At 75.1% G+C, this 10,788-nt stretch carries 10 protein-coding genes; 3 read left to right on the top strand and 7 right to left on the bottom strand.

The window, feature by feature from the left end; translation table 11 throughout:
* Nucleotides 1–99 precede the first annotated feature (99 nt).
* Nucleotides 100–546 carry a DCC1-like thiol-disulfide oxidoreductase family protein gene (locus tag PAI11_RS03475; protein ID WP_007570875.1) on the top strand — a complete coding sequence of 149 codons (447 nt, stop codon included), beginning with the start codon at nt 100–102 and terminating at the stop codon, nt 544–546.
* A 65-nt stretch (nt 547–611) separates the two neighbouring features.
* On the opposite strand, the gene PAI11_RS03470 is transcribed toward PAI11_RS03475, so the two are convergent.
* The 3 genes from PAI11_RS03470 to PAI11_RS03460 all read right to left on the bottom strand — a co-directional run bounded on the left by PAI11_RS03470 (nt 612) and on the right by PAI11_RS03460 (nt 3,339).
* A complete protein-coding gene (locus PAI11_RS03470; RefSeq protein ID WP_007570873.1) occupies nt 612–1,217 on the bottom strand; it encodes a TetR-type transcription factor C-terminal domain-containing protein in 606 nt (201 codons plus the stop codon).
* Nucleotides 1,218–1,231: 14 nt separating this feature from the next.
* The gene (locus PAI11_RS03465) at nt 1,232–2,035 is read right to left on the bottom strand and encodes an ABC transporter ATP-binding protein (RefSeq protein WP_244406504.1); all 804 of its coding nucleotides are present in this window, start codon (nt 2,033–2,035) and stop codon (nt 1,232–1,234) included.
* A gap of 134 nt (nt 2,036–2,169) precedes the next feature.
* Nucleotides 2,170–3,339 (bottom strand): thiolase family protein, encoded by a 1,170-nt coding sequence (locus tag PAI11_RS03460; protein WP_007570869.1) that lies wholly within the window; start codon nt 3,337–3,339, stop codon nt 2,170–2,172.
* Nucleotides 3,340–3,510: 171 nt separating this feature from the next.
* Between PAI11_RS03460 and PAI11_RS03455 the strand changes: the two genes are divergently transcribed.
* On the top strand, nt 3,511–5,247 hold the full coding sequence (locus tag PAI11_RS03455; protein ID WP_007570867.1) for a DUF6909 family protein: 1,737 nt from the start codon (nt 3,511–3,513) through the stop codon (nt 5,245–5,247).
* Between the two features lie 51 nt (nt 5,248–5,298).
* Here PAI11_RS03455 and PAI11_RS03450 read toward each other — a convergent pair whose 3' ends face one another.
* The 3 genes from PAI11_RS03450 to PAI11_RS03440 form a co-directional block, all read right to left on the bottom strand.
* Nucleotides 5,299–6,750, bottom strand: a complete 1,452-nt coding sequence (locus PAI11_RS03450) for an alpha/beta fold hydrolase (protein WP_007570865.1) — start codon at nt 6,748–6,750, stop codon at nt 5,299–5,301.
* Between the two features lie 102 nt (nt 6,751–6,852).
* Complete coding sequence (gene leuA / locus PAI11_RS03445) at nt 6,853–8,616, bottom strand: 2-isopropylmalate synthase (protein WP_007570863.1); 1,764 nt, start codon at nt 8,614–8,616, stop codon at nt 6,853–6,855.
* A complete protein-coding gene (locus tag PAI11_RS03440; protein ID WP_007570861.1) occupies nt 8,613–9,314 on the bottom strand; it encodes a FadR/GntR family transcriptional regulator in 702 nt (233 codons plus the stop codon). Before PAI11_RS03440 ends, leuA begins: the two co-directional genes overlap by 4 nt.
* A gap of 100 nt (nt 9,315–9,414) precedes the next feature.
* Between PAI11_RS03440 and PAI11_RS03435 the strand changes: the two genes are divergently transcribed.
* Nucleotides 9,415–9,735 (top strand): YbjQ family protein, encoded by a 321-nt coding sequence (locus PAI11_RS03435; RefSeq protein WP_007570860.1) that lies wholly within the window; start codon nt 9,415–9,417, stop codon nt 9,733–9,735.
* 71 nt (nt 9,736–9,806) lie between these two features.
* On the opposite strand, the gene PAI11_RS03430 is transcribed toward PAI11_RS03435, so the two are convergent.
* Nucleotides 9,807–10,487: a PhzF family phenazine biosynthesis protein gene (locus PAI11_RS03430; RefSeq protein ID WP_007570858.1), complete on the bottom strand. Its 681-nt coding sequence runs from the start codon at nt 10,485–10,487 to the stop codon at nt 9,807–9,809.
* Between the last annotated feature and the right edge of the window lie 301 nt (nt 10,488–10,788).

Here is a 10,788-nt window from a genome sequence, read left to right as displayed (position 1 = left end):
ACGGCCGCAGCGGCGGCCGGCGGACGGTCGCGCACCGGCCGTGGCCGGCACCGCGGCCGTCCCGGCGGGCCGCCGACCGCGGCGGGCTACCCTGGATCCGTGCCCCAGCCGTCCGCACCTCCGACCCCGCCGCCGCTGCGACCGGGCGATCCGCCCGCCCGCGGCGACCGGCTGCTGCTGCTGTTCGACGCCAACTGCGGGTTCTGCCTCAGCGGCCGCGACCTGCTGCGTCGCTGGGATCGCCACGACCGGCTCGCCGACGACCTAATCCAGCGCCATCTCGACGGCCTGCTGGCGGACCTGCCGGCCGACGCCCAGCTCGCCACCTGGCACGCGATCCACCCCGACGGTCGTCGCGAGTCCGGCGGAGCCGCCCTCGCCGCCGCCCTCGAGCAGCTTCCCGGCGCCTGGCCGGCCGCCCGCGTGGCGCGGGCCCTGCCGGGTCCGACCGACCGCGCCTACCGCTGGATGGCGCGCCACCGGATCGCGATCTCGCGCCTGCTGCGGACCCAGGGCCATCCCGAGCGCGGCCGCGTCGACCGGTAGCGGTCCCGAGGCCGATCGGGACGGGGCAGCTCCCACCCGCCGAGCGCCGCGATCCGCCCCGCCGCCTACGCGCGCCGCCCCGCGCTCACGCCGTCGACGAGCAGCGCGACGAGCCGCTCGCCCGTCCGCTCCGGGCTCCAGCGGTGGCCGAGCCGCATGTGGCGATAGGTCCAGCCGACCGCGTTGAAGAGCAGGGTCGCCGTCTCGGCCGGGTCGTCGCTGCGGAGGGTGCCGTCGGCGACCCCGTCCTCGACGATCCGGCGGAGCCCGTCGGTGAAGCTCGCGCGGGTCAGGACGGGACCGTCGCCCCGGTCGTGGAAGACGCGGTCGAGCCGCTCGCCGAGCGCCTCGATCATGCCGAGGTAGCGCTCGTTGACCGTGCAGAGCGCCTCGAGAGCGCGCCGCAGCCGCTCGTCGGCCGGGCCGTCCATCACCAGGGCCGGGAACAGCGCCTCGCGGTGCTCGCGCTCCAGCACCGCCGCCAGCTGGGCGAGGACCTCGTCCTTGCCGATCCCGCGCCGGTGCAGGGTCATCCGCGACAGCCCGGCCGCCTCCGCCAGCTCGCTGAGCGTCACCTGGCGCCAGTCCCGCCCGCCGAGCCGGTCGCGCACCGACCGCAGCCGCTCCTCGTCGAGCGCGTGCGCCGGGGTCGTGTGCGCTTTCGCTCCCATCACGTCACCATCCGTTACACCGCTGTCACAGGCCGGACGCGCGCGGCCCAGCGACCGCCCGAGCGCGTGACCTCGAGCCCGAGTCCGAAGCAGCGGCTCAGCGGCTCGTCCCGCAGGACCTCGTCGACCGTCCCGGCGGCGACCACCCGGCCCGCCGCCAGCAGCAGCGCGTGGGTGGTCGTCGGCGGGATCTCCTCGACGTGGTGGGTCACGGTCACGGTCGGCAGCTCGGGCCGCTCGCGGGCGGTCGCCGCGACCGCCGCCACCAGCCGCTCGCGCGACGGCAGGTCGAGGCCGGTCGCCGGCTCGTCGAGCAGCAGCAGCTCCGGCCCCCGCTCGCCGCCCATCAGCGCCCGCGCCAGCAGCAGCCGCTGCCGCTCCCCCTGGGAGCAGTCCTCGAAGCGACGGATCGCCAGCGCCTCGGCACCGACCAGCGCCAGCAGCCCTCGCGCTCGTCGCTCGTGGACCTCGGCCAGCCGCCGGCGCTGGAGGGCGATGCTGCCGAAGGCGCCCGTCAGGACGACCTGGAGCCCGTCGAGCGCCGGCCGCAGCGCCCGCGTGGTGGCGGCGTCGACCCGGCCGATCCGCTCCCGCAGGGTCCGCAGGTCGGTACCCCCGACGCGCGCCCCGAGGATCCGGACCCGGCCCTCGCTCGGATGCAGGACGCCGCCGGCCAGCTGCAGCAGCGTGCTCTTGCCGGCGCCGTTGGGCCCGAGCACGACCCACTGCTCGCCGCCGGCGACGCGCCAGTCGACGTCGTCGAGCAGCAGCAGCGGCGCCCCGTCGCGGCCGTGGCGCCGGACCGTCGCCGCGACCACCGCGATCGCCTCCGGGGCCGGCGACGGCGCAGCCGAGACGGCGTCGCCGACGGCCGCGGCCGTCGGCGAGCTGTCAGGTTCCGGATGATCTCGGCCACGCACTGATACATCACTGTATCAGCCACGTGCCCGGTTCAGACGCGCTGGATCAGCGTCGCCGGACCGGTGCCGCCGGCGGTGCACATCGTCACCAGGCCGAGCTCGCCGTCCGAGCGCTCCAGCTCGTGCAGCAGGGTCGTGATCAGCCGCGCGCCGCTGGAGCCGAGCGGATGGCCGAGCGCCAGCGCCCCGCCGTTGACGTTGACGCGGTCCATGTCGGGGTGCAGCTCGCGCTCCCAGGCGAGGACCACCGACGCGAACGCCTCGTTGATCTCGACCAGGTCGAGGTCGTCGATCCCCAGGTCGTTGCGCTCGAGGATCCCCTGGGTCGCGGGGATCGGGCCGGTCAGCATGATCACCGGGTCGACGCCGGCCGTGAAGTGGTCGACGATCCGGGCCCGCGGGGTCAGCCCCAGCTCGGCCGCCTTCTCGGCGCTCATCAGCAGCACCGCGGCCGCGCCGTCCGAGATCTGGGACGAGGTCGCGGCGGTGATCCGGCCGTCGGGGCGGAACGCCGGCTTGAGCTTCGCCAGCGACTCGAGGTTGGTGTCGGGCCGGATCCCCTGGTCGGCGACGACCGTCTGGCCGTCGACCTCGATCGGCAGGATCTCGCGCTCGAAGCGCCCCTCGCTGGTCGCGCGGGCGGCCAGCTGCTGGGAGCGGACGCCGAACGCGTCGAGGTCGGCGCGGGTGATCTCCCACCGCTCGGCGATCATCTCGGCCGACAGCCCCTGCGGCACCAGGTCGTAGCGGTCCATCAGCTCCTGCGGCCACGGCGTGCCGAACTTGCCGTCGCCGAGGTTGGCCCCCATCGGGACGTGGCCCATGTGCTCGACGCCGCCGCCGATCACCACGTCGTAGGCGCCGGACGCGATCAGCGCCGCCGCGAAGTTGACGGCCTCCTGGGCCGATCCGCACTGGCGATCGATCGTCGCCGCGGGCGTCGTGACCGGCAGCCCGGCCTGCAGCCAGGCGTTGCGGGCGACGTTGTTGGACTGCTCGCCGATCTGCCCGACCGCGCCGGCGATCACGTCCTGGACGATCGCGGCGTCGATCCCCGTGCGCTCGATCAGCGCCCGGTAGACGCCGCCGAGCAGCGCGTTCGGGTGGACGTCCCGGTAGTAGCCGACGTCGGCGCGGCCGCGGCCGATCGGGGTCCGCACCGCGTCGACGATCACGACCTCGCGGCCGATGGGAGAGCGCATCTCTGCTCCTTGGGTCTCTGGTTCCCGCCCACCCGGCCGTCCCGGCGCAGCGCCGTGCCGGCGAGTGAGTTGCATGACACGATTCACTCTATCGCAGTCCGTTGCATGAAGCGACCTACGGGCCGGCGAGCGCTCCCCCGCGCCGTTCGGGAGCCGTGGCAGACTGGGCCCATGTCCGAGCGCGTGGCCAACTCCGCCCCGACCGGCGGCGAGCGCGCCTACGGGCTCTCCGACGAGGTCGAGGTCTACCACCGCACCTACACCACGCTGCTGCGCTCCAGCGGCGAGACGCGGCTGCGGATCCTCGAGCCGTCGCACCGGGCGATGGGCTCGAGCCTGCACCCGCTGGCCGCGACCGAGGAGCTCGACCTCGGCGCCTTCCTCTACGCGGTCCGGCGGCTCCCGGACGAGATCGCCGAGACCCGCCTGATCGTGCTCGGCCAGGAGCCCGGCCAGTTCGCCGACGCCGGCTTCGACGTCGCGGCCTGGCCCGAGGCGGAGGCGCCGGCGCGCCGGCGGCTCTGGCGCGTCGGCGGGCCGATCGACGAGCGGATCCTCGCCGTGCTGGTCGCCAGCGGCTCCGACGTCGACGACCTGGTGCCGACGCTGGTCGCCTTCCAGATCGAGTGGAACAAGCTGCGGGCCCGCCTGCGCGGCAGCGGCGAGGCCGAGCCGCCCACCGATCCCGCGCGGCTGGCCGCCGTCCTCGGCGGCGACGTCGACGACTGGCAGCGGCTGCGGGAGTCGTGGGGCGAGCGCTTCGACGTCCGGCTGCGCGCGATGCCCGGGCACCGCTGCGACCTGCGGCTGCGGACGCTCGGCGCCAGCAACGTCGGCTACGCCCGCCTGACCCGCGACTGGTGGCGCCCGGTCCGCGACGCGCTGGTGCTCGACGACCTCCACGAGCGGCCCGTCTACTTCGTCTCCTCCAACACCCACTCGCTCGTCAACCTGGTGACCGGCATCGCGCGCGAGAACCGCGACGCGCTGATGGCCGACGTCGAGCAGCGCGGGCCGGCGGACCTCCGCAACGAGCTCGAGCGGATCCGCGACGGGCGCAGCGAGGGGTCGCTGGAGAACCTCATGTACTTCGCGGCCCGCTCCTACTTCGACGCCCGGCCGGCCGAGCGGCTGGCGGCCGAGCGGGCCGCCGGCGTCCTCGACCTCTCCCCGACCGGCGCGCTGCGGATCCCGGTCCAGGCGATCCCGCTCGACCGGATCGCGCCCGAGCGGCTCGACCCACGGCTCGGCGAGGTCGACGCGGCGGCGCTGCGGGCCAGCCAGGCGGTCGTGGTCAACATCGACTACCCGCTCGGGATCTCGGCCTACAACATCCTGCGCGAGGTGGCCGTCGACGTCGCCCGGCTGCGCGGGGTCTACGTGCTCGGCAAGGCGGCGACGCTCAACGCCGACGTCGGCGACGTGCTGATCAGCGGCGTCGTCCACGACGAGCACACGCGGACGACCTACTGGCTGGACAACGCCTTCGGCGTCGAGGACCTGCAGCGCGACCTGCGCTACGGCACCGGGCTCGACAACCAGCGGGCGGTCACGGTCCGCTCGACCTTCCTCCAGAACCGCGACCACCTCGACTTCTACTACCGCGAGGCCTACACCGTGGTCGAGATGGAGGCCGGCCCCTACTGCGCGGCCGTCCACGAGCTGTCCGACGCCGATCGCCACCCGGTCGGCGAGGCCGTCAGCCTGGCCCGGCTGCCGCTCGACTTCGGCGTCATCCACTACGCCTCGGACACGCCCTACACCCAGGCCCGCACGCTCGGGGCGCGCGGTCTGAGCTTCTTCGGGATGGACGCGACCTACGCGGGATCGCTGGCGATCCTGCGCCGGATCATGCGGCTGGAGGGCGCGCTGCCCGACCCGCCGCGGCGGCGGCCGGGCCTGGCCTGACGGCGCGCCCGCGGGCATCCCGCGGGCGCCGCGCGACGGGCCGTCCGGGGATCAGGCGCGGCAGACGGCGCCCCGCGGCGGCAGCGCGCGGGTCACCAGGAAGCGCGCCTGCTGCCGCTGGACGCAGCGCGAGTGCAGGAGGCCGGTGTGCCCGACGCCGTCGAAGATCAGCAGGCGGCTGCCCGCGATCCGCCGCGACAGGCCGCGGGCCCACGGCAGGGGCGTCGAAGGGTCGGTCGCGTTGCCGACGACGAGCACCCGATCCACCCCGGAGATCCGGCCGGCGGTCGATCGGTCGCGACGGGCCACGGGCCAGCCGCTGCAGCCGGTCATGACGTCCCACCACTCCGTGTAGCGCCACGTGTGAGGCGCGACCGCCCGTACCCGGCCGAGCAGTCGCCGCGCGTCGGCGGCCGAGGCGATCCCGCTGTCGAGGTCGGCGCAGGTGACGGTGCGATAGAGCGGGTCGACCGCCGGCTCACGGCGCACGATCCCGGCCGCGTCAGCCGGGCCCCGCTGCCCGTCGGCCCTGGCCAGCACCTCGGCCACCAGCGGCCAGACCTCCGGCATCTGCAGCCCCTCGTTGAGGCCGTAGGAGATCTCGGCGCCGGTCGCCGGACGCCCGATGGCCGTGTTCGGCACCCCGCCCGGGACGGACGTCAGGCGGTCGACCACCGCCCCCACGTCCTGCCCATGCAGGGCGCAGCCGGACGTCGCCGCGCACCAGGCACCGAACGCCGCGAAGGCCCGGCCCTGCGCCGTCGCCTCCTCGATCAGCGCCCGCTCGGTCGGGCGGGCGCGGTCGACCGCGCCGTCGAGCACCATCGCCCTCACGCGGCGCGGGTAGCGCGCGGCGTAGTCCTCACCCAGCAGCGAGCCGTACGAGAGGCCCAGCCACGAGATGCGACGGGCGCCCAGCGCGTGGCGGACGGCATCGAGGTCGCGCGCGGCCGTCGCCGAGTCGACGTGGTCGAAGAGCCGCCCGCTGCGGGTCCGGCACTCGCGACCGGCCGCCGCGTTCGCCTTCCGGAAGGCAGCGAACGCCGCGTCGCTCAGGTCGACGGGCGGGACGCCGAGCCGCCGCAGGGCGGGGCCGCAACGCAGCCGCGTGCTTCCCCCGACGCCGCGCGGGTCGACGCCGATCAGGTCGAACCGCTCGCGCAAGGCGCCCATCGTCGCGCGCGGAGTGAACAACCCCTCGGCGAGCGCCTCGACAGCCGATCCGCCCGGTCCACCGGGGTTGACGAGCAGCGGCCCGATCCGCCGGCGCTGGTCGCGCGCCGGCAGCCGGGCGATCGCCAGGCGCACCCTCGGCCCGCCGGGCCGCGCCCAGTCCAGCGGCACCCGCAGCGACGAGCACTGCAGGCCCGGAGCGGTCTCGGCCGTGGCGCAGGAGCGCCAGCGGAGCTCGTCGGCACCAGCGAGCCCCGGCGCAGCCAGGCAGGTCGCCCCGGCGATCGCGGCCGCCAGCGCGGACCGGGCGGACAGAGGTGAGGTCATCATGGCCCGGACCCTCGCGGCCGCCGCCCCGGCCCGCCATCGGGAATCACCCGGGCGCGACCCGGACCTGACCCGGGCGCGGATCCGGGCCCGACCCCGGGGCGCTCAGGGCCGCACGGCGCGGTTGACGGCGCTGACCACCGCACCGAGCGAGGCCCGGACGATGTTCTCGTGGATCGCGACGCCCCACAGCGTCCGGCCGTCGATCTCGCACTCGACGTAGGCCGCCGCGCGCGCGTCGCCGCCGGCGGCGAGGGCGTGCTCGACGTAGTCGCGGACGACGACCGTCCCGACCAGCGGCTGGAGCGCGGCGAGGAAGGCGTCGATCGGCCCGTTCCCGGTCCCGGTCAGCGTCCGCACCTGCCCGTCGACGTCGAGGTCGACGTCGAGCCGGTCGCGGCCGTCCTCCTGGGACGCCGTCCGGTGGCCGCGGATCCGGTAGCGGCCCCACCGCTCGCCCTCGCGCGGCAGGTAGGCGTCGGAGAACAGCTCCCACAGCCGCTCGGCGGAGACCTCGCCGCCCTCGGCGTCGGTGTGACGCTGGACGATCTGGGAGAACTCGATCTGGAGCCGCTTGGGCAGCTCGAGGCCGTGCTCGGTCTTCATCAGGTACGCCATCCCGCCCTTGCCGGACTGGCTGTTGACCCGGATCACCGCCTCGTAGGAGCGGCCGACGTCGTGCGGGTCGATCGGCAGGTAGGGCACCTCCCAGGGCTGCTCCTCGACCGGCACGCCGGTCTCCTCGGCGATCCGCTCGCGGCGCGCGAAGACCTTGTTGATCGCGTCCTGGTGGGTGCCCGAGAACGACGTGTAGACCAGGTCGCCGCCGTAGGGATGGCGCGCGGGCACCGGCAGCTGGTTGACGTGCTCGACGGTTCGCCGGACCTCGTCGATGTCGGAGAGGTCGATCTGCGGGTCGACGCCCTGGGTGAAGAGGTTGAGCGCGAGCGTGATCAGGCAGACGTTGCCGGTCCGCTCGCCGTTGCCGAACAGGCAGCCCTCGACCCGGTCGGCCCCGGCCATCAGCGCCAGCTCGGTCGCCGCGACCCCGGTCCCGCGGTCGTTGTGCGGGTGGACCGAGAGGATGATCGCCTCGCGTCGCCGGAGGTTGCGGTCCATCCACTCGATCTGGTCCGCGAACACGTTCGGCGTCGAGACCTCGACCGTCGACGGCAGGTTCAGGACCACCGGCGCGTCCTCGGTCGCCTGCCAGACGTCGGTGACCACGTTGCAGGTCCCCAGCGCCAGCTCCGGCTCGGTCAGGACGAAGACCTCGGGCGAGAACTGCAGGCGCACGTCGGTCCCCGGCAGCCGGTCGACGCCGCGCAGCACGTCCTCCGCGCCCTTGCGGACCAGCCCCAGCAGCCCGTCGGCGTCGACGCCCAGCACGTGCTCGCGCCACTGCGGCGAGGTCGCGGTGTAGAGGTGGACCAGCGCGCTGTGGGCGCCCTCGAGCGCCTCGTAGGTGCGCTCGATCAGCTCCTCCCGGGCGGGGGTCAGGACCGAGATCCGCACGTCCTCGGGGATCGCGTCGTCCTCGATCAGGCCGCGGACGAAGTCGAAGTCGGTGCTGCCCGAGGCGGGATAGCCGACCTCGATCTCCTTGAAGCCGATCCGCACCAGCAGGTCGAAGAGCCGGCGCTTGCGCTCCTGGTCCATCGGGTCGATCAGCGCCTGGTTGCCGTCCCGCAGGTCGACCGCGGCCCACAGCGGCGCGCGCTCGATCCGCCGCGACGGCCAGCTGCGGTCCTCGAGCGCGAACGGCACGCGCTGGTGGAACGGCCGGTAGCGCTGGAACGGCATGCCGCTCGGGCGCTGCGGGTTCCAGGCGGCCTGGGCCGGCGGGGCCAGGCGGTCCGACGTCGTCATCGGTCGGTGCTCCTCGTGTCGGGGTGGAGGCCGCGGGCGGTCACGGTCACGTTGTCGTGGGTGGCGGCGACGGCGCCGGCGGGGTCCCGGGCGCGGATCGCGTCACGGAGCGCCGCGTGGGCGCCGGCGGAGTCGATCCGGTCGATCACCTCGCCCGCGACGACCTCGATCAGGGCCGCGCGCAGGACGCTCAGGAAGGACCCGAACATCTCGCTCAGGAGGACGTTGTGCGCCGCGTCGACGACCGCCGCGTGGAAGGCCAGGTCGGCGTCGACGAACGGCTCGACCTCGCCGGCGGCGCGGGTCCGCTCGCGGATCTGGAGGGTGCGGTCGATCCGGTCGAGGTCGTCGTCGGTCCGGCGCAGCGCGGCCAGCCGCGCCGCCTGCGACTCGAGCGCCTCGCGGACCTCGTAGACCTCGAGCACCTCGGCGCGGCGGACGCGCGGCTCCCACTCCGGCGGCGGGACCAGCGCGCGGACGTAGGTGCCCGAGCCCTGGCGGGTCTCCAGCTGGCCGGCGTGGACGAGCACCCGGACGGCCTCGCGGACCGTCGAGCGGCCGACGTCGAGCTGCCGCGCCAGCTCGGCCTCGGCCGGCAGGCGAGCGCCGACCGGCCAGGCGCCGGCGGCGAGGTGCTCGCGGAGCTGCTCGACGGCGAGCTCGCTGAGGGCGCTGCGCCCGAGCGACGAGAGGGTCACGGTCGCCGACGCTAGCAGGTCATCAGATGTCTGCCTACCCGATCGGTGTCGATCCGGTGAAGCGATCGCCGCCGCGACCGCGATCGTCTACCGTGCCGCCATGCTCATCGTCACCGCGAACGACATCCCGGGCCACCGCATCGACGAGGTGCTCGGCGAGGTCTTCGGCCTCACGGTGCGCTCCCGCAACGTCGGCTCCAACATCGGCGCGGGCTTCAAGTCGCTGGTCGGCGGCGAGCTGAAGGGGATCACGAAGATGCTCCACGACAGCCGCCAGGAGGCGCTGGAGCGCCTGACCGCCGAGACCGAGGCGCGCGGTGGCAACGCGGTGCTCGCGTTCCGCTTCGAGACGACCGAGTACGCGGGCACCGGCACCGAGGTCTGCGCCTACGGGACCGCCGTGCGGATCAGCCCGGCCTGAGCGCGGCGGGCGGGCGGGCGGCGGGCGGGCCCTTGTGACGTTCCGGTCGCCCAGCGACCGGAACGCGACGGCTAGATCCGCTGCGACAGCTCGACCCGCTCGTCGAGCACGACCCGGCCGGCGACCCGCACCCGGCCGTCGGCGACCGGCTCGCCGACGATCAGCGAGCCCTTCCCCTGGCGGATGGTCAGGGGCCGGCCGAGGGCCTCGATCAGGCGCAGCGCCGCCGAGCCGGTCGCCTCGTCCTCGGGAACCCCGACCTCGTCGACGAAGACCCGAGCCCGCACGCGGCCGGCGTCCTCGTCCTCCCACGCCCAGGCGTCCATGTGGACGTTCGCGCCGCGCGGCACCGGTAGGTCGTCGACGTCCTCGGGCGTGGCGTGCTCGACCAGGGTGAAGCGCGGGCCGTCGTCGGGTCGCGCCTCGATCCAGGCGCCGTCATCGTCGGCCCCGGTCGGGACGTCGCCGGCCGGCGGTCGCAGGACGGCGACCGGCGCGCCGACGTGCGCCAGCAGCCACGACGCGCCGACGAGCGGATGCCCCGCGAGCGGCAGCTCGACCGACGGCGTGAAGATCCGCAGCGCGCCGCTCGCGGCATCGTCGACGAAGACCGTCTCCGAGAAGCCGAGCGCGGCGGCGACCCCCTGACGCTCGGCCTCGGCGATCGCCGCGCCGTCGAGGATCACGCCGAGCGGGTTGCCGTGACGCCCCGCCTCGTCGCAGAACACCCGCAGGACGTGCAACTCCGGCATGGCGCCCAGCCTACGCCCGCGGCGCCGACCGAGCGCGTCCGGCGCCGCCGTCCGGATCGGGACCCTCCAGTCGCCCGGCGACCGCAAGGTGACGGCGACGCGACGGAGGTCACGCGTCCAGCCGTCGCTTGTGACCTCCCGGTCCCTGAGCGACCGGAAGGCGACGCGGTGCACGGCCGCCCGTCACCTGCAACGTTCCGGACTCTCAGCGACCGAAACGTGACGACTCCACCCTCCGCGGCCGCCGGCTGCGACCTCCCCGTCCCGTTCCGACCGGGAACGTCGACATCGAGGGCGGCCG

It is taken from the genome of Patulibacter medicamentivorans (assembly GCF_000240225.1).
GTDB lineage: Bacteria > Actinomycetota > Thermoleophilia > Solirubrobacterales > Solirubrobacteraceae > Patulibacter > Patulibacter medicamentivorans.
This window is presented reverse-complemented; position numbering and strand designations above follow the sequence as displayed.

What these genes read in the sequence shown, in the direction of transcription:
- PAI11_RS03470 (WP_007570873.1), bottom strand. Translation starts at nt 1,217, where the DNA reads ATGGGAGCGAAAGCGCACACGACCCCGGCGCACGCGCTCGACGAGGAG.
- PAI11_RS03460 (WP_007570869.1), bottom strand. Translation starts at nt 3,339, where the DNA reads ATGCGCTCTCCCATCGGCCGCGAGGTCGTGATCGTCGACGCGGTGCGG.
- PAI11_RS03455 (WP_007570867.1), top strand. Translation starts at nt 3,511, where the DNA reads ATGTCCGAGCGCGTGGCCAACTCCGCCCCGACCGGCGGCGAGCGCGCC.
- PAI11_RS03450 (WP_007570865.1), bottom strand. Translation starts at nt 6,750, where the DNA reads ATGATGACCTCACCTCTGTCCGCCCGGTCCGCGCTGGCGGCCGCGATC.
- leuA (WP_007570863.1), bottom strand. Translation starts at nt 8,616, where the DNA reads ATGACGACGTCGGACCGCCTGGCCCCGCCGGCCCAGGCCGCCTGGAAC.
- PAI11_RS03435 (WP_007570860.1), top strand. Translation starts at nt 9,415, where the DNA reads ATGCTCATCGTCACCGCGAACGACATCCCGGGCCACCGCATCGACGAG.
- PAI11_RS03430 (WP_007570858.1), bottom strand. Translation starts at nt 10,487, where the DNA reads ATGCCGGAGTTGCACGTCCTGCGGGTGTTCTGCGACGAGGCGGGGCGT.